This is a genomic window from Nisaea sp., assembly GCF_034670185.1.
In the GTDB taxonomy this organism is placed as follows: Bacteria; Pseudomonadota; Alphaproteobacteria; order Thalassobaculales; family Thalassobaculaceae; genus Nisaea.
The window spans coordinates 85,805-103,980 of the sequence record NZ_JAXMNY010000001.1; the positions used below are offsets into that span (position 1 = coordinate 85,805).

The following is an 18,176-nucleotide window of genomic DNA, read 5'->3' on the forward strand; positions in this document are numbered from 1 at the left end:
GCGTAAGCGGGGACCCAGGGAAGGAGAGCACAGTCTCATGATCGCCTGGGTCCGGCTCTCCGGCCGGGATGACGACCAGGGGGCGGGATGAAGGTTATTGAGGAGGAGGGTGCACTCGCCCTACTTCAATACCTTCCCGAACAGATCGTAGATCATGAACGACACTTCGCTTTCCAGCGGGAAGGACAGCATGCCCATGACGCTGTACCCGAGCAGCCAGGGCATCAGGTAGAAGCGGATCATGAAGAAGAACCAGGCGACATAGACCGGATGCAGCCAGGGCAGCAGGAAGCCTGGCGTCACTGGCTTGAAGACGCGGATGATCGGGTCGGTCACGCGGACGAAGAAGCGCATGAAGAAGAAATTGCTGTCCTCGGGCAGGAAGATCGACATGGCGAAGCGGCCGAACAGGGTCCACATCACCGTGCCCAGCACATAATCGATGATAATCACCCAGAGGGGGAAGGCGCCGATATCCGTTGGCATGTCCATGGGGGCGGTTCCTCCTGACGCTGGTTTATTGATTGATTGGCCCGCTGCTTTCGATGCGGCGATGCGGGCAGAAAAAATCCGGGACGAAGCTTAGCCGCGTCCCGGATTTATCTTCAAGTCTCGCCGGGACGGATTTGCTGCCGTCCCGGGGTAAGAGATGTTCCGTCTAGTGATTGCTGGCGAGGACCGTGCCGCCGCGCGGGGTGCGCACCGCGTCGACCATGGCTTGCGTTTCCTCGTCCGGCTCTTCCGTCATCAGACTGACCACGATCATGGCAATCAGGCTGACCGGCATTCCGATGATGCCGAACCGGAGATGGTCGATACCCATCCACGGCTCACCGCCGGCAAAGTGGACGTAGTAGAGGTAGGCCGAACCGGAGACGAAGCCGCCGATCATGCCGGCGATCGCCCCCTGCCTGTTCGCCCGTTTCCACCAGATTCCCAGTACCAGCGGGAAAAACAGGCCGGAACAGGCGAAGTCGAACGCCCAAGCCACCGCCCCGAGGATCGAGGTCAGCTTCAGGCTGGCCACGAACGCTCCGGCTGCGCCGACGCCAAGGAGGAGGATACGGGCCACGATGAGCCGTGTCTTGGTCTCCGCCTGCGGGTCGATGATCTTGTAGTACAGATCGTGACTGAGGGCGTTGGCGATGGCGAGCAGCAGCCCGTCCGCCGTCGACATGGCCGCAGCCATACCACCGGCAGCCACCAGACCGGAGATCACATAGGGCAGACCGGCGATTTCAGGCGTTGCCAGCACGACGATGCCGGAGCGCATGAAGAGCTCGTTGATCTGTAATATCCCGTCCCCGTTGGAGTCGGACACCCGGAGGAAATCGACCGCCGCCCATTTCTGGATCCATTCCAGCGCGTTCACCTCGGTAATGCTCTTGCCGATGATGCCGGTTGCAAGGTTCGGGTCCAGCAGGGACAGCTTGGTGAAGGTCGCCAGAGCCGGGGCCGTGAAGTAGAGGAAGAAGATGAACAGGATCGACCAGCCCACTGAAATCCGTGCGGCGCGCACGGACGGCGTCGTGAAGTAACGCATGAGCACGTGCGGCAGGGATGCCGTTCCGCACATCATGCAGAGCACCAGGGTAGCGAACTTCCATTTGTCCATGAAGGTTTCGCCCGGCGCGTTGATCGGGTTCACCAATGCCGAAAGTCCGGCAAAGGTTTCCGTCGGTTTCAGTACGCCAACCTGATGCAGGGCTTCGAGTTCCTGCACGCGCTGGACGGCGTCGCCGTAGGAGAGCTGCGGGATCAGCCCGAAGCCGCTCTTGTTCGACATCCAGACGACCGGGACGACATAGGCGATGATCAGCACGATGTACTGAGCCACCTGGGTCCAGGTCACCGCCCGCATGCCCCCAAGCATGGAGCAGACCAGGATTCCGGCAAGCCCGAACCAGACGCCGACCCCGAACGGGATCTGCAGGGCGCGTGCCGCAACCGTGCCGGTGGCATTGATCTGCGCCGTCACGTAGGTGAAGGACGCGACCACAAGGACGATCACCGCACAGAGCCGGGCGAAATTACCGCCGTAGCGTGTGCCGATGAAGTCCGGCACGGTGTAGCAGCCGAACTTGCGCAGATATGGCGCCATCAGCGAGGCGACGAGCACATAACCGCCGGTCCAGCCGACCAGGAAGGCCATGTAGCCGTAACCGCCGAAATAGATACCGCCCGCCATCGCGACGAAGGAGGCTCCAGACATCCAGTCTGCCGCCGTCGCCATGCCGTTATAGAGTGCTGGTACCTGCCGGCCCGCGACATAGTACTGATCCGTCGCCATGGTGCGCGACAGCACGCCGATCAGTGCATAAATACCGATTGTGAAGCCGACGAACAGATAGCCGATCGTGTCTGGACTGACACCGGCCTGCTCAAGTATGGCCATCAAAATGATGAAGAGGAGGAACCCGCCTGTATAGAGGCCGTAGATCTTCCCCAGATTCTGGATGAAATCACCCTTCATGTCCGGTCTCCTCTACTCGTCATCGTCTGCGTCTTCGGCAACGCCGAATTCCTCGTCGATCCTGTTCTGGGCTCTTGCGAACCAGAAAATGATGACGACGAACGCAAACAGGGAACCCTGTCCGGCCATGTAGAAGCCGAGCGGGAACCCGAGAATGGAGAATTCATTGAGTTGCGGTGCAAACCAATGCACGACGAAAGCAAAGATAAACCAGATAACGAGTACTGTAGTAGTCAGCCCTTTGGTGCGCTGCCAGTGGGCTTCGTGATTGGAGTCGGCTGTAGCCATGACTCACCCCCCTTTCTTGCCCATCGCCTTTTGTTGTGTGGCGATTTTGTGTATCGCGCTCAGCGCGCAATGACCTTAGTCTATAATGGATTAAGGGTTTCAGCTATAGATTTATGAAACCCATAGGTGAGTCAGGAACTCGATGAAACTCGGAAAATTGTTATGTTTCATGGTCTTTTAAGCGGTTTTTGGCGCAAGGTTCGGCTCTTTATGCCGTTCTCAACGCGCTGGAAGGAAAATCCGCTCGATACAGTCGAATCGGCTACGGAGTTCGTCAGTACAAGGGCTGCTTTTGTCGCCCAGACAACACTTTATGGCTATGTTCGTACTCGTGCCGGCACCCGATACACAGCTCTGTTTGACGAAGACCTGTTTGTGCAATCCCTGAATATTGCGAAGTGGCAAGTTTTTCTTGCCTGCTCTGCGGACCTGGCCGGGTTTGTTGCAGCGTCAGTGTGCGAGGGCGGGGACCGGGAGACGGAGGCACGGCTGGCGCTTGCCCTGTTCCGGGGGGCGCTTGCCGATTATCCGGAGCCGGAGGGGGCCGGGCCTGACTGGGAAGAAGAGGTAGAACGCGCGGAAACTCGGTTGCTCGCCAGACGCTCGGACGCGGACACGGCCTTCATGGGAAGTGCCGATGCGTTGGTTCACTGGGCGCCGATATCGGACGAGTTGAAGGTGCTGGATGAGCGGATCGTCCGCAATTCCATCCGCTTCAAGTGGAAGGATGTGCGCGAGCGGGTGGCGTCGCTATTGCGGGCGGAGGCCGTGTTGCAGGATTTCGGCCCCGCCACCGCCACCGCCACCGCCACCGCAAGCGCCTCTGCCGCCGCTTCTGCCACGGGCGACTAGCGGCTGATGCCGGGCACCCCAAGTCAAGAAGACTCACCTCTCCGGCGCGCCATTATCATGCGCTATCGAACCCGGCGCACGCATGCACTGCTGCTTGCGGCAGTTCCGGTCGCGCTTGTCGCAATGCTCTGCGCTATTGCGCTGCGGGTCTGGATGCCGGACGGCGGGACGGACTGGTCGGTGCTGATCCTGCCGGCGGCGGGAGCGGGCATCGCGAGCCTGCTCGGCTATGCCGTCTATGGCATCATTGCCGCTCATATCGGCGATCTCGACCGGATGAAGGAAGATCTCGACCTCGCCGCCACAACTGGCCGGTTGCCTGCACGCTGGCGTCAGTTCACTGGCGGCCCCGGGGAGATCGCGGGCTTGTCCCAGACCATCGAACGGGCGTTTATCCGGCGGGAGCGGCATGGCTCCGAAGGGGCCTGGATCGCGGGCGTGCTGGCTGGCATCCCGAGCGCGGTGATTGTTTTCACGGGGGCGGGTCTCGTGTCGCTTTCGAATGCAGCGGCCCGGCGCCGTCTTGGCGATTACGGCACCGGCCCCGGCCACAGTATCTTTACGCTTGTCGATCACGGGAGGCTGGAGACGGCGCTGGCGCGGGCACGAGAGATCAGACGACCGGTTGAGTTCACCCTCGCAGACACGGAAGGCGCGCCGGTGGAAGCGCAGGTCGCTGCCATGGCCGATGGTGGCGTGATTTCCTTCATGGCACCGGCGGGAGAGGTGGAGCCGGAACAGACCGCGATGGATCTCGGCCTCGGCGCTGCCATGGCCCCGCCCGCGCCACAGCCCTATTTGCCGACGACCCCGCTCAGCGCGCTTCCGCTTGTCAGTCTCGATCTGGAAACGACGGGGCTGGATGCGACGCGGGACAGGATCGTCTCCATCGGCGCCGTGCGGGTGCAGGACGGACACGTCTTCACCTCCGTCACTCTCGACCTTCTGGTCCGGCCGGGCATTCCGATTCCGGAACGTTCCTTCAGCGTGCACGGCATCTCGGACGAGCTGGTCGCGGACGCACCGCTTTTGCCGGATCTTTGGGATGCGCTGGCCGGGTTTGTCGACGGCTGCGTCATCATCGGGCACCAGATCGGCTTCGATCTTGCGGTTTTGGCGGCGGAGGCCCGGCGGCATGGTCTGCCGGATCTCGACCTGCCCGCTCTCGATACCATGGCATTGTTCCGGCTGATTGCGCCCGATCAGCGGATCGGACTCGACAGCGCAGCGGAGGCTCTGGGCCTCAGCGTCTTCGGGCGGCATACAGCGCTCGGCGATGCGATTGTCACCGCAGAGCTGTTCAACGCCATGTTGCCATCCCTTCGGGAGCGGTCAATTGTGGATTTCGCCGCCGCCCGGGAGATCGCGGCGCCGCCTCCCTGGGGCCGGGAATAGGAGTGGGCATGGACGCGAGTATGTCATTCGACAGCTACCCCTACCGGCACCGGTTGAGCGATGTGCTGACCTGGGAGCCGCTGGATATCGACGTGACGGCGACGCTTTCCCAGGCAGCTGCGGCCATGGCGTCGCGGAATGTCGGCTCGATCCTGGTGCGCGATGGGGGCGGTCCGCATGTCGGCATTCTGACCGAGCGCGACATCATGCGCCGGATCGCCATGGGAGAGGATGGTGGCAGTTCGGTGCGCAATGTCATGTCATTCCCGGTCGTGTCATTGCCTGCGGACGCGCTGGTCTACAAGGCGCTCGGCCGGATGGAACGGCTTGGTATTCGGCACCTGGCGGTCACCGATCCGGACGGCAAGATCATCGGAGTCGTCTCTCTCCGGACCATCCTGAAGACCCGGAACACAGCGGCTTTTGCTCTCGGCGATGCCATCGAGTCCGCACCGGACAGTGCCGCCATTGCGGCGGCCCGGGCCCGCTTGCCTGCCCTCGCTAGTGCGTTGTTGCAGGACGGGTCGGGCGCGGCGACGGTGGCGGGGGCCATCAGTGCCGCCATGCGGGACTCGACAGAGCGCGCAGGCACACTGGCGCTTGAATCGATGGAGCGGTCCGGTCTCGGCCCGCCTCCTGTGCCCTTCACCCTGCTTGTGCTGGGCAGTGGCGGCCGCGGGGAGAGCCTGCTGGCGCCGGATCAGGACAATGCAGTGATCTTCGACGGCACCGCGGAGCACGATGCCTGGTTCGCGGAGTGGGGCACGCGTCTGACGGATATCCTCGATGCCGCCGGAATTCCCTATTGCAATGGCGGGGTGATGGTGTCCAACCCGCTTTGGCGCGGCACGCCGGATGACTGGCGCCAGCGGGTCGGGGAGTGGATCGGGAGGGGCAGGGGCGAGAACCTGATGAATGTCGATATCTTCTTCGACTTCGCGCCGGTGCTGGGAGAGGCCGGACTGGCGGCGTCACTGCGCCGTGACGCCATCACGACGGCAAGACGGGAGGTCGTGTTCCTCGGCAATCTGGTCCAGCATATCGGCGCCTTCCGCCCGCCGCTCGCCTGGGATTGGTTTGGCCTGGCCAGCGGGTTCCAGCTTCAGGATGGTCGCGTTGACCTGAAACTGGGCGGTCTCCTGCCGCTGGTGTCCGCCGCCCGGGTGCTCGCCCTGCGGCATGGCATCGAGGCGACCTCGACGTTTGAACGCTTCCGGAAACTACGGGAGCGGAAACTGATTTCGGCAGGTGACGCCATGGCCGTGGCGGAAGCCCTGGAGGCTTTCATGGCCGCAATCCTGCGCCAGCAACTGGCTGATAGCGCCGCCGGTCTCGAGCCGTCATCAAAGATCGACCCGTCGCTTCTGGACCGGCGGGAACGCCGGACGCTGCGCGCGCATCTCACGATGGTGGATATCATCCAGCCGATGGTCGAAGGGGCAGTTGCCCGGTAGAGAAAGGGCTGCGTGGCAGCCCTCCCTTTTTCATCGCTATCCCCCACTCCTCACCATCGTCCCGCCCCTCCGCCATCATCCCGACGCAGGTCGGGATCAATGGAAGACGCGCACTGCCCCATGATCACCTGGGTCCCGGCTCTCCGGCCGGAATGACGATGAAAAACAGCGCGCTCCGCTCTCCAACACCGTCATTCCCGCGCACGCGGGGACCCAGAGATTACAAGCATCGCCTCATCATCGGTGGATCCCGACCTGCGTCGGGATGACGATGGAGGGGCGGGATGGCGACGAAAGGAGGCCGGGGTGACGGGCCGGCCTCGGTACTGGTGGCGTCTGCGAGGGGGTTGCAACCAGCTGTATCCATGCCATATGCAGGCGGCGTGCAGCGGCCCATTGCCGCCGCGGCCGCACTTGGATACAACTCTGCCCTCATTCTCATACTTCATAGGAGCGTCGCCTTGGCTGCGTACCAGTACATTTACGTGATGAAAGGTCTGAGCAAGACCTGGCCCGGCGGGCGCGAGGTTCTGAAGAACATTCATCTGTCCTTCCTGCCCGGCGCCAAGATCGGCGTGCTCGGCGCGAACGGCGCGGGTAAATCGACCCTGCTGAAGATCATGGCCGGGGTCGATACGGAGTATCAGGGCGAGGCCTGGGCCGCCGATGGCATCAAGGTCGGCTACCTGGCGCAGGAGCCGGAGCTGAATGCCGACAAGGACGTGCATGGCAACGTCATGGAAGGCATGGGCGAGACGAAGGACCTGCTCGATCGCTTCAACGAGGTCAGCGCCAAGTTCGGCGAGGAAATGACCGACGATCAGATGAACGATCTGCTGGCCGAGCAGGGCGAGCTGCAGGAGAAGATCGACGCCGCCGACGCCTGGGATCTGGACCGCAAGGTCGAGATCGCCATGGACGCGCTACGGCTGCCGCCGGGCGATGCGGACGTGACCAAGCTGTCCGGTGGTGAACGCCGCCGGGTGGCGCTCTGCAAGCTGCTGCTCTCCACCCCGGACATGCTGCTGCTCGATGAGCCGACCAACCACTTGGACGCCGAATCCGTCGCCTGGCTGCAGCGCTTCCTGCACGATTTCCCGGGCACCGTCGTGACCGTGACCCATGATCGCTACTTCCTCGACGAAGTGGCCGGCTGGATTCTGGAACTCGACCGCGGCAAGGGTATTCCCTACGAGGGGAACTACACCGGCTGGCTGGAACAGAAGCAGAAGCGGATGGAGCAGGAAGGCCGGACCGAAGACGCCCGCCAGCGCTCCCTCAACCAGGAGCTGGAATGGGTCCGGCAGTCGCCGCGTGCCCGGCAGGCAAAGAGCAAGGCGCGTCTCAACGCTTATGAAGAGCTGCTGGCGAAGAGCGAGGAGAAGAGCAACGATACGGCTCAGATCGTCATCCCGGCCGGCCCGCGTCTTGGCGGCCAGGTGATCGAGGCCGATCACCTGAGCAAGGGCTTCGGCGACCGGCTGCTGATCGACGATCTGTCCTTCAAGCTGCCCCCGGGCGGCATTGTCGGTGTGATCGGCCCGAACGGCGCTGGTAAGACTACGCTGTTCCGGATGATCACCGGTCAGGAAACCCCGGATAACGGCACGTTCACGGTCGGCGATACTGTCGTGCTCGGCTATATCGACCAGTCCCGCGATTCCCTTGACGGCAAGAAAACCGTCTGGGAGGAAATCTCCGACGGGCTGGACGAGATCGATCTCGGCAAGCGCAAGATGCAGAGCCGGGCCTATTGCGGGTTGTTCAACTTCCGTGGCGGCGACCAGCAGAAGAAGGTCGGCCAGCTTTCCGGTGGTGAGCGCAACCGGGTGCATCTGGCCAAGATGCTGAAATCCGGCGCCAACCTGCTGATGCTCGATGAGCCGACCAACGATCTTGATGTCGACACGCTCCGGGCACTGGAAGAGGCTCTTCTGGAATTCGCGGGCTGCGCCGTGGTCATCACCCATGATCGCTGGTTCCTCGATCGGATCGCGACCCACATCCTCGCTTTCGAGGGCGACAGTCACGTCGAGTGGTTCGAGGGCAATTACCAGGCCTATGAGGAAGACAAGAAGGCCCGGCTTGGCGCAGATGCGGTGGAGCCGCACCGGATCAAGTACAAGCCAATCGCCCGCGCCTGATCGCTCGCACGCACTAACGAAAAACGCCGGCTTCAAAGCCGGCGTTTTTTATGTGCGGTTTGTCCGAAGAATATTCAGGTGCGCTTGCGCAGCCCTTCGAGGATCTCTTCCATGCGTGCCAGAAGGGGCTCAATCTTGCCGCCGTTGCTCTCGATCACGGAGGAGTACTCGTTGCGCTGGGTGATACCCATGCTGATTCCCTCGATCACCACATCGACGATCTTGAACTGCCCGCCATCCTCGATCAGCCGCCAGTCGATCAGCACGTTGCCCTGCGGGCTTGCGGGGTCGACGATGTTGCTCTTCACCACGGTATAGCGGCCATTCTCACCGCTACCGGTAACCTCGAATTTCTGCCCGGAATAATTGTCGAACTGGTTCGTGTAGGTGAAGACGATGCTTTCTTCGAAGAGCTTCAGGTAGGTCTCCCGCTGCTCTGGGCTGGCCCGGCGCCAGTTGCGGCCAAGCACAAACTGGCCGATCCAGTTAAGATCGAAATGATCGTTCAGAAGCATCCGGAACTTCTCACGCCGAGCCTCGCCGACGACCGCCTTGTCGGTCACCAGCGCGAGCGCCGAATCACCGAGGCCGGCCACGAATTTCTCCGCGGCGGCGCCTTTTTCGTCAGCCCATACCGGTGCTGAAGGAACTGCTACACATAGGAAAAGCAGGATAATCGCGCGATGGAAAATGGTCATCGTGTCTGCCTGACTCAATTCGATTTGGTCGGAAGCTCGCCGGTTTCGGAGACGGGCCGGTCGGACGGAGTGAAGTCCTCGAAGTCCTTGCTGCCGTCCGCTGTGAGCGGCTCCCCCGAAGGCTCTCCATTCCGGATCTCGGCATCCCGGCGCTGCAGATAGATGGAGCGCAGGCGGGCATAGTAATCGAGCGAGGAGGCCTTGAGTTCGTTTATTTGATCGAAGTTGCGGGCGCGGAAATCGACGGCGCGGGTGCCGGCGCGGCTTATGGTGATCGCATTCTTGGCGCCTTGGCCGCTGACGATATAGGTCAGCGGGTCGAAGAAGGTGTCGACAATGCGTCCGGCCAGATCGCGGCCATTCGAAGGGCCGAGAAGGGGCAGCACAAGATAAGGGCCGCCGCCGACCTCGTGTACACCGAGGGTCTGGCCAAAATCTTCATCGCGGTAGGCCCAGTCTTCGCCCTGGCCCCAATCGATCAGTCCGACCGTGATGCCGTTGACAAAGAACTGGCGAGTCGCATTGCCGGCATTGTTCGTGTCGCCCTGCAGCAGGCTGTTGGCAATCACGACCGGGGAGCGCAGCCAGCGCAGGAAGTTGCGGACCATCTCCTGGATCGGATCGGGCAAAGCGGTCTTGTAGACGAAGGCCGTTGGCTGCAGCACGAAGATGTCGACCGTATCGTTCATGGCGAAGACCAAGCGGTTGACCGGCTCAATGGGGTCAAAGATCTGCGGGCCAGCGGCGGTTTCTTCCGGAGGAGTCGCACAACCGGTCAGCGCGATCAGCACGAAAAGGATACCGGCGGCCCGGTGAATGCGAGACAGAAAAGTCATAAACTCAACCCGTTACCTGCGCGTTTCAGCGAATAGCCGCCTCTTGATCCATGGCCTGCGTTTGTCTGATGCAAACGGCAATCCACCAACTCAATAGCCTCAGTCGCAAGGATAAGCTGGTACCACAGAGGTTTCCGCAAGGCCAAGGCCTCGCAATTTATCCGCAATTTCTTACCGCGGTGATGTTGCAAAAATATCGCGCTCTCATGTTGTGTTGCATGCATATGTTACTTGATCCTGCGCGCCAGGGAAAAAGCGCGACGGTTCCATTCTACCGTTCCGACCGCTTTGTAAAGACGTCCTGCCTGAATTGTGAAGGCAGCCGCGGTCGCATTGTCCACATTGATGGACAGCAGCCCGATCATCAGAAGGGAATCGGCTTCGCTGATATGATCGGCGGCCTGCCGGAACAATCCGCGTGCCTCCGCGTAAGCCTGCTGCGCCTGCGCCAATCGCCCAAGTTGTGATTCCAGATCTCCTATGGCTCTCAGGGCCGCACCCTCCAGTCCGATCTCATTGAGGCCACGATACATGGTCCGGGCTTGCGCAAATGTCACCCGGGCCCGGTCTGGATTCTCCACCAGAAGGTCGATCTGACCCATATCCATCAGCGTCTGCGCCGCGTCACGGGCACCGCCGGCATTCTTGTAGTGATTCTGCGCTTCCTTCATCACCTCGCGGGCACCGCGCGAGTTGCCCTTTTGCATTTCGACGCGTCCCTTGCCTTTCAGGGCGTCGGCCAGGATGGGCAGTTTGTCGGTGCCTTTCGAGAGCTGGATCGCCCGCTCGAAGTTCATTCGTGCATCTTCAAGCCGGCCGCCCATGCGCTCCATTTCACCGAGCCCGATGAGTAGCCGGGCCTCCAGTGAGCCATCCTGCGATTCGGCGAGCATGGTGCGGGCAATCGCCCCGTGGGAGCGGGCGATTTCAAAGCGGATCGGTGCCCGTCTGATGTCCCCGCGTCCTGCCAGCATCGGACTGTTACCAACCCGCCGCGCGGCATCGCGGAACCGGTCGGCGGCTTCAAGGGCAGTGGCTTGCGCGTTTGGCGCTCGTCCGAGACGGCGCAGGATGTCGGTCATGGCAAGACGAACAGCCGCCTCGCCGAGAAAATCTCCGGTACGGCGATAGAGGGTGAGGGCGCGCTCGAAGCGGTTCTGGGCATCCGCCGATAGCCGTTTCTGCCGGTCGATCTCGGCGCGGCAATAGAGCGCGTGCGCTTCGCCATTCCGGTCTCCGACCTGGCTGAACAAAAAATGGGCGTGCTCGAATGAGGCGGCGGCTTCATCTGTCTTGGTCAGTTGCATGGAGGCCTCGGCCGACCCGAGCGCCGCATTGGCCTCACCGAACCGGCTGTTCTCCTCGATATAGAGCTTGGCGGCTTCTTCGAAGGCTTGCCGCGCGCCATCTGAGCTTTTCTTGGCGATCAGCAGATAGCCCTGTTGCAGCAGGGCGTTGGCCATTCCCGTCCGGTTCTTAGCCGCGCTTGCCGCGTTGTAGGCAGCTTCGAATTTCTTGGAGGCATCGTCAGGCTGATTACGGGCGCGCTCGAGCTTTCCAAGGCTGATCATGCTTTCGATCACGCCTTCTGTGTCCTTGGCCTCCTTGAACAGGCTCTCCGCCTCGTGGAAATTCTCACGCGCCTCTGTATTCAGGCCATGTAACCGGAAGCCCTCGCCCTGGGCCCAAAGGCGCCCGGCCATGGCGCCGGGGCCGGTGCTGAGTGTGCCGCCTGAACGCATCGCCTGGACGCCGCCGCCACGCTTGATGTCGCGGGCCACCACCCAATCCGCGATCAGGGCGCAAATTCCGAAAACGCTGATCGTGGCGGCAACCAGATGTTGGTAGTTGTCGGCTTTTCCGAGGGTGAAGAAGTAACTCGCGAACACCCCGATGGCGGTCAGCGCGATAATCGTCAGCCGCCGTTGCCAGAGGCCAAGCCGGCCCCGGCGCTTTGCCCGTGTGATCGCAGAACGCAAAGGCGTTCTCCTTTTTGCCTGAGAAGGCTTTGCCGAAATTACCGGCAGTCTAATCCTAAATGGGTGCTAATTCCTTAATATCACAAGATCATTCAGAAATCGTCTCACGGAGATCAAACCGTCTGCGCCGACAGTTTCTGGTAAATGGGTTTTAGCATTACAGGAAGTATATAGATCGGGAACTGGGCGACGGCAAAAAACAGGAAGGCTTCCGGCCCGAGCGCGGAGCCTGCCGCTGCCATGAACAACGCCATGTTGCGATTTCCGGAGGACAGGGCGACAGAGAGTTGATTCTGGCGATCGGTCCAGAAGAACACCAATCCGCCGATCAGCTGCAGGCCGAGACTTCCTGCAAAAGCCGCCCCAACGTAGAGCATTACCGTCGCCGGGTCGGTGACCAGCCAGTCGCGGACACCGTCCATCACGGAGACGGCGAAAACCAGCATCAGAACAACCGCGATGCCGTCAAAAATCGCAGCTTTCTCCCGCAAGACTTCGGTGCCGAGTTTGCGCCTGACAATGGTCGCGACAAGGGCGCACCCGGCAATCATGAGCGCCAGTTTCACGGTCAGGGCGCCCGCGCTCAGGTCAACCTCGATGCCGATCAGCCAGAACAGAAGGCCGGGCAGGATGAAGGGGAAGACGAAAGTCGAGACCACCATCAGGAGCAGGGCGGCCGCCGAGTTCAGTCCGATGATCAGGGCAATGACGGGAACCGTTACCAGAGGCGGACTGCCGCTCCAGATCAGCATCGGCGTCGCCAGTTCCGGCGGTACGTCGAGGAAGACCAGAGTGGCATACATCAGGCACGGTGTGACGATGAGCAGCCAGAGCAGCGCAACCAGGTGGGTTCCGGCCCGGCGGCTCGTCCGGCCAAGAGAGGACGCATCGGTCCTGGTCATGGCGACGGTCAGCATGATCAGAACGGTCGGCGAGAGCAGGGGCTTCGCCACGGCTGCCAGATCCGGCAAGGCAAGGCCGATAAAGACTCCGAGCGCCATTACCAGCGCAGCACGCCGTCCGAGATACTGTAAAAGCCTCACCGCTGAACTTCCGTTTGTGTGCCGTGGCGGGACAAAACAAATGCCGTTAATGTCCGGACTATGGAACAGGTTGATTTGAACAAGTGTTTCGCTTCCGGCGAACTGACGGTCCAGCCCGACTGGGTCGACTATAACGGGCACATGAATGTCGGCTACTATGTCGTTGCCTTTGACAAGGCGACCGACGTCCTGCTGGACTATCTGGGGCTCGGCGCTTCCTATCGTCATGAACATGATGCCTCGGTCTTCGTGCTGGAGGCGCATGTGACCTACGATCGCGAGGTAGGACCCGGAGACGGGCTGTGTTTCACCACGCAAATCCTCGACCATGATGCAAAACGTATGCATGTTTTTCATCGGATGTATCATGCGGAGGAGCATTATCTTGCCGCGACCAACGAATTGATGATCATGCATGTCGACCTGAAAACCCGGCGCTCGGCGCCTTTTCCCGCAGTGGCGCTTGCGCGTCTGCAAGATTTGCAGCGGGTTCATGACGCGCTGCCGAAACCGGATGCCGCCGGCCGCACAATCGCGATCCGGAGATCCTAGGGGATGGCCGGTGATCGTCAGGCCACCTGGCTTCGGATTTTGCAGGACCGTGTGTCTGCGGGGATTCGCAACGACCAGGTCCTGCTTTCCGGGCTTGCGGTTGCTGTGGGTATCGCCGCCGCCTTTGCTGCTGTGTTGTTTCGCGAACTGATCGGGCTGATCCAGACCGGGTTCTATGGCTTTGAGCATGAGCGAGTCGCCTCCGGTGTCGCCGGACTTGCCTGGTGGCATTTGCTGCTGGCTCCGGCTCTGGGCGGTCTGCTGATCGGACTCTATATCCGCTTTCTGATGCCGGGCGGGCGTCCTCAGGGCGTAGCCGATGTGATCGAGGCAAATGCCCTCAGGGCCGGCCGGATGTCCGGGCGTGCAGGTCTCGGCGCTGCTCTGGTCAGTGCCGCGTCCATCGGCTCCGGCGCTTCCGTCGGCCGTGAGGGGCCTGCGGTGCATCTTGGGGCGACCATCGCCAGCTATATGGGGCGCCGTTTCAGGCTGGCCCGGTCGCAATCGCGCACATTGCTCGGCTGCGGCGTCGCTGCGGCCGTTGCGGCCTCGTTCAACGCACCTGTCGCTGGTGTTTTCTTCGCTCTGGAAGTGGTCATCGGCCATTATGCGCTGACCGCTTTCGCGCCGATCGTGATTGCTTCCGTTGCTGGTACGATCGTTTCGCGCACCTATTTTGGTGATGTTCCGGCATTTACCGTGCCGCCGCACGAAATCGCTTCCTTCTTTGAATTCGGTGCCTTCGCGCTGCTCGGGGTCACTGCGGCGGGGGCCGCCATAACCTTCATGCGGCTGGTGCCGGTCATGCAATCCCTCGCCGAGCGCACGCGCTTGCCTGGCTGGATTAGGCCGGTTTTCGGCGGGCTCGCGGTGGGGGCTTTGGCCCTTGTTTTTCCCGAGCTTCTCGGCGTCGGCTATGAAGCGATGGATAGCGCGCTGAACGAGAATTATGTGCTGTGGACCCTGATTGCGCTGGCTCTTCTGAAGATGCTGGCGACCGCGATTTCACTCGGCTTCGGTTTTGGCGGGGGCATATTCAGCCCGAGCCTTTTCATCGGTGCGATGGTCGGCGGGGCATTCGGCATCGTCGCCGCCATTCCCTATCCGCATCTCTCGTCCGGCCACGGCGCCTATACGCTGGTCGGCATGGGGGCTGTATCTGGTGCGGTCCTCGGGGCGCCGATCTCGACAATGCTGATTATCGTGGAGTTGACCGGGGATTACCGTCTGACGATTGCCGTGATGGTGGCGGTCGTTATCGCGTCTCTGCTGACCCGGACGCTGCATGGTCCGTCTTTCTTCCACAATCAGCTCAAGGCCCGTGGCGTCACCGTTCGAGGTGGCCACGATGTCGAGGTGCTGGGCGGAATGACTGTGTCTGACCTGATGCATGAAGGCGCGACCACGATCCGGCGCGATGCTGGTCTCCGGGACGTGCGTGCGGCGTTGCTGAAGGCGAATGGCGGGGTTGTCTTTGTGACCGGTGGGGACGGGCAGTTGATTGGAACCCTGACTCTGGCGGCGCTCGGCCCTGATGCTTTTGCCTCCGATACCGGGAGGGAATTTGACATTGGCCGATTTGTCGATAAATCGCGTCCGGTTCTGGGGGCGTCCGAAAAGGTGGGGCCGGTGATCGACAGTTTCGCTGGGATTGGCGATGGCGTGTTGCCGGTTGTCAGGGGAAAGGACAAGCCGGTTCTGGTCGGCTGGCTTGAAGAAGCGGATGTGATGCGCGCCTATAACCGCGCTCTGGAGCGGCTTCGGGACGAGGAGCACGGCGACCAAGCTAAACGCGGCGGATATATAGGCTGAAAAGGCGACGGGGTGCCTCCGTCTGCTCGTTGGGGACAAGCAGGGGATTGACACCCCGTCTACCGTTTGTCGCGACCATTTGGGACCGGCTCTTGAAAGGTGCGACAACGGATCCGTTAGTCTGTAGTAAAGCGAGCCATGATCTATTGTGTTAAAGGTAGTTCCAGAGGCTTTTGTGGCAATAGACCGAGCCTGCTCTTACATAGGCGTTCATCCAAATCTTCGGAGCCCGTCGGGCTGTTAGTGATAAGATAGATTTGGATTCACTAAAATTTTGTTAAAGGCCTATGGACTTCACCCTACCCGAAATTTTTCCTGCTGCACCGTATGTCTGACTTGTTTTTCGACGATGAGCCCGAAACCCCACCCGCGGGACCGGATGCCGATGCGCCCTATCTGAACGGCCTGAACGACCGGCAGGCCGAGGCCGTTCGTACTGTCGACGGACCGTTGCTGGTCCTCGCGGGGGCCGGGACCGGCAAGACACGGGTTCTGACAACCCGTCTCGCGCACCTGATCTCGACCGGTCGCGCCCGGCCCTGGAATGTGTTGGCAGTGACCTTCACGAACAAGGCCGCGCGGGAAATGCGCGAGCGTGTAGGCGGCATGATCGGGCCGATGGCGGAGCAGGTATGGCTCGGCACTTTTCATGCTCTTGGGGCCAAGATTCTGAGGCGTCATGCGGAACTCGCCGGGCTGCGGTCGGATTTCACCATCCTTGATTCGGACGATCAGCAGCGTCTGCTGAAGCAGCTTCTGCAGGCCGGAAACATCGACGACAAGAAGTGGCCGGCACGGGCCATGATGGGCGTCATCCAGCGCTGGAAGGATCGCGCCCTGACCCCGGACAAGGTCGGACGCGACGAAGCGGGCGATGCCGCCGGCGGCCGGTTGGTGGAGATTTACCGGCAGTACCAGGAACGCCTGAAAATCCTGAACGCGGTCGATTTCGGCGATCTGTTGCTGCTGTGCGTTGACCTGTTTCAGAGCCATCCGGACGTGCTCACGAAATATCACGATCAGTTTACCTACATTCTGGTCGACGAATATCAGGACACAAACGTCGCGCAATATCTCTGGCTCCGGCTTTTGGCGCAGAAAAGCCGGAACATCTGCTGCGTCGGCGATGACGATCAGTCGATCTATGGCTGGCGCGGTGCCGAGGTCGGCAATATCCTGAAGTTCGAGAAGGATTTTCCCGGCGCGAAGACGATCCGGCTGGAGCAGAACTACCGTTCGACCTCGCGCATCCTTGCAGCGGCCTCCGCGCTGATCTCCCACAATGAGGGGCGGCTGGGCAAGACGCTCTGGACCGAGGGCGCTGAAGGCGAAAAGCTGAATGTGCGCGGTCTCTGGGACGGAGAATCCGAAGCCCGGCATGTTGGCGAGGAGATGGAGGCGCTGCAGCGCAAGGGCGTGAAGCTCGCGCAGATGGCGGTGCTGGTCAGGGCCGGCTTCCAGACCCGCGAGTTCGAGGAGCGCTTTCTGACCATCGGTCTGCCCTACCGGGTGATCGGCGGGGCGCGCTTCTATGAGCGGATGGAGATCCGTGATGCGCTGGCCTACCTGAGAGTGGTCAACCAGCGCGATGACGATCTCGCCTTCGAGAGGATCGTCAACAAGCCGAAACGCGGCATCGGCGACGCCACCTTGCAGGTGCTGCATCACCTGGCCCGGAACGAGGGCATGTCGCTCTACAGGGCGGCCTCCCGCATCATCGAAACGGACGAGCTGAAGCCCGCCGCCAAGCGCAAACTGGCTGAGGTGATCGGTAATTTCGAGCGCTGGCGCTCCCTGATCGATGTCGAGGACCACAGCGACCTCGCCCGCATCGTGCTGGACGAGTCCGGCTATACCGAGATGTGGCAGAAGGATAAAACACCGGAAGCGCCGGGCCGGTTGGAGAACCTGAAGGAGCTCTGCGGCGCGATGGAGGAGTTCGAGAATCTCGCAGGCTTCCTCGAACATATCAGCCTGGTCATGGAAAACGCCCAGAGTACCGATCAGGACCAGGTCAGCATCATGACCCTGCACGCGGCCAAGGGGCTGGAATTCGATCAGGTTTTCCTGCCCGGCTGGGAGGACGGCATGTTCCCGCATCAGCGGGCGTTGGACGAGAGCGGTGCCGCCGGGTTGGAAGAAGAGCGCCGTCTGGCCTATGTCGGTCTGACCCGGGCACGCAAACAGGTGCATATCAGTTTCGCTGCGAACCGCCGGGTGCATGGCATGTGGCAAAGCTCGATACCGTCCCGGTTCGTCGATGAGTTGCCGGCCGACCAGGTGGAGGTCAGCAGCGAGACCGGATTTCAGGGCTCGCGCTATGGCGGATTCGGAAGTGCGTCCGGTGACGCTGACGATTGGGGCGGGAGCAGCTTCGGCTATGGCTCGGCCCAGGGCGGACGCGGACCCGGATATGGCCGGCGCGGCGGAGAAAGCCGGGCCAAAGCGCCGTTGCTCGAAGGTAAGGGCTATGTCGTGGATCGCAGCAAGCCGCCGCCCTTCGCAGTTGGCGAGCGTGTGTTCCACCAGAAGTTCGGTATGGGCACCGTGTCGACCGTTGATGGGGACAAGCTGCAAATCGCGTTCGACAAGGCGGGAAGCAAGAAGCTCGTCGCCAGTTTTGTAAGTAAGCCCTAGTTAGAGAGTGAAT

14 protein-coding genes are annotated in these 18,176 nt (G+C 61.5%); 7 read left to right on the plus strand and 7 right to left on the minus strand.

The features are described from left to right. Positions 1–120 precede the first annotated feature (120 nt). The 3 genes from VOI22_RS00405 to VOI22_RS00415 form a co-directional block, all read right to left on the minus strand. Positions 121–492: a hypothetical protein gene (locus tag VOI22_RS00405; RefSeq protein WP_323794628.1), complete on the minus strand. Its 372-nt coding sequence runs from the start codon at positions 490–492 to the stop codon at positions 121–123. 166 nt (positions 493–658) lie between these two features. Next, on the minus strand, positions 659–2,473 hold the full coding sequence (locus tag VOI22_RS00410; protein WP_323794629.1) for a sodium:solute symporter family protein: 1,815 nt from the start codon (positions 2,471–2,473) through the stop codon (positions 659–661). A gap of 12 nt (positions 2,474–2,485) precedes the next feature. Further along, positions 2,486–2,761 carry a DUF4212 domain-containing protein gene (locus VOI22_RS00415; RefSeq protein WP_323794630.1) on the minus strand — a complete coding sequence of 92 codons (276 nt, stop codon included), beginning with the start codon at positions 2,759–2,761 and terminating at the stop codon, positions 2,486–2,488. 210 nt (positions 2,762–2,971) lie between these two features. Here VOI22_RS00415 and VOI22_RS00420 point away from each other — a divergent pair, with 210 nt between their 5' ends. The 4 genes from VOI22_RS00420 to ettA all read left to right on the plus strand — a co-directional run bounded on the left by VOI22_RS00420 (position 2,972) and on the right by ettA (position 8,606). Continuing rightward, a complete protein-coding gene (locus VOI22_RS00420; protein WP_323794631.1) occupies positions 2,972–3,613 on the plus strand; it encodes a hypothetical protein in 642 nt (213 codons plus the stop codon). A gap of 57 nt (positions 3,614–3,670) precedes the next feature. Next, complete coding sequence (locus VOI22_RS00425) at positions 3,671–5,008, plus strand: 3'-5' exonuclease (RefSeq protein WP_323794632.1); 1,338 nt, start codon at positions 3,671–3,673, stop codon at positions 5,006–5,008. 8 nt (positions 5,009–5,016) lie between these two features. Then, the gene (locus tag VOI22_RS00430) at positions 5,017–6,462 is read left to right on the plus strand and encodes a DUF294 nucleotidyltransferase-like domain-containing protein (RefSeq protein WP_323794633.1); all 1,446 of its coding nucleotides are present in this window, start codon (positions 5,017–5,019) and stop codon (positions 6,460–6,462) included. A 461-nt stretch (positions 6,463–6,923) separates the two neighbouring features. Next, complete coding sequence (gene ettA / locus VOI22_RS00435; RefSeq protein ID WP_323794634.1) at positions 6,924–8,606, plus strand: energy-dependent translational throttle protein EttA; 1,683 nt, start codon at positions 6,924–6,926, stop codon at positions 8,604–8,606. Between the two features lie 74 nt (positions 8,607–8,680). Here the strand turns inward: ettA and VOI22_RS00440 are convergent, their stop codons facing one another. The 4 genes from VOI22_RS00440 to VOI22_RS00455 form a co-directional block, all read right to left on the minus strand. Further along, positions 8,681–9,202 carry an ABC transporter substrate-binding protein gene (locus VOI22_RS00440; RefSeq protein WP_323794635.1) on the minus strand — a complete coding sequence of 174 codons (522 nt, stop codon included), beginning with the start codon at positions 9,200–9,202 and terminating at the stop codon, positions 8,681–8,683. Between the two features lie 116 nt (positions 9,203–9,318). Further along, positions 9,319–10,140, minus strand: a complete 822-nt coding sequence (locus tag VOI22_RS00445; RefSeq protein WP_323794636.1) for a VacJ family lipoprotein — start codon at positions 10,138–10,140, stop codon at positions 9,319–9,321. Positions 10,141–10,367: 227 nt separating this feature from the next. Continuing rightward, entirely contained in the window at positions 10,368–12,119 is a 1,752-nt protein-coding gene (locus VOI22_RS00450) for a hypothetical protein (protein WP_323794637.1), read from the minus strand. Between the two features lie 113 nt (positions 12,120–12,232). Further along, positions 12,233–13,162, minus strand: coding sequence for a hypothetical protein (locus VOI22_RS00455; RefSeq protein ID WP_323794638.1), 930 nt, complete (start codon positions 13,160–13,162; stop codon positions 12,233–12,235). A gap of 75 nt (positions 13,163–13,237) precedes the next feature. Here VOI22_RS00455 and VOI22_RS00460 point away from each other — a divergent pair, with 75 nt between their 5' ends. From VOI22_RS00460 to VOI22_RS00470, 3 genes are all read left to right on the plus strand, one after another. Beyond that, positions 13,238–13,714, plus strand: coding sequence for a thioesterase family protein (locus VOI22_RS00460; protein WP_323794639.1), 477 nt, complete (start codon positions 13,238–13,240; stop codon positions 13,712–13,714). 3 nt (positions 13,715–13,717) lie between these two features. Continuing rightward, complete coding sequence (locus tag VOI22_RS00465; protein WP_323794640.1) at positions 13,718–15,526, plus strand: chloride channel protein; 1,809 nt, start codon at positions 13,718–13,720, stop codon at positions 15,524–15,526. 327 nt (positions 15,527–15,853) lie between these two features. After that, on the plus strand, positions 15,854–18,163 hold the full coding sequence (locus tag VOI22_RS00470) for an ATP-dependent helicase (RefSeq protein ID WP_323794641.1): 2,310 nt from the start codon (positions 15,854–15,856) through the stop codon (positions 18,161–18,163). Positions 18,164–18,176: the final 13 nt, after the last annotated feature.

Excerpts from the sequence above, each read along its gene's own strand:
- VOI22_RS00405 (WP_323794628.1), bottom strand. The coding sequence starts at position 492 with ATGGACATGCCAACGGATATCGGCGCCTTCCCCCTCTGGGTGATTATC.
- VOI22_RS00410 (WP_323794629.1), bottom strand. The coding sequence starts at position 2,473 with ATGAAGGGTGATTTCATCCAGAATCTGGGGAAGATCTACGGCCTCTAT.
- VOI22_RS00415 (WP_323794630.1), bottom strand. The coding sequence starts at position 2,761 with ATGGCTACAGCCGACTCCAATCACGAAGCCCACTGGCAGCGCACCAAA.
- VOI22_RS00420 (WP_323794631.1), top strand. The coding sequence starts at position 2,972 with ATGCCGTTCTCAACGCGCTGGAAGGAAAATCCGCTCGATACAGTCGAA.
- VOI22_RS00425 (WP_323794632.1), top strand. The coding sequence starts at position 3,671 with ATGCGCTATCGAACCCGGCGCACGCATGCACTGCTGCTTGCGGCAGTT.
- VOI22_RS00430 (WP_323794633.1), top strand. The coding sequence starts at position 5,017 with ATGGACGCGAGTATGTCATTCGACAGCTACCCCTACCGGCACCGGTTG.
- VOI22_RS00445 (WP_323794636.1), bottom strand. The coding sequence starts at position 10,140 with ATGACTTTTCTGTCTCGCATTCACCGGGCCGCCGGTATCCTTTTCGTG.
- VOI22_RS00465 (WP_323794640.1), top strand. The coding sequence starts at position 13,718 with ATGGCCGGTGATCGTCAGGCCACCTGGCTTCGGATTTTGCAGGACCGT.
- VOI22_RS00470 (WP_323794641.1), top strand. The coding sequence starts at position 15,854 with ATGTCTGACTTGTTTTTCGACGATGAGCCCGAAACCCCACCCGCGGGA.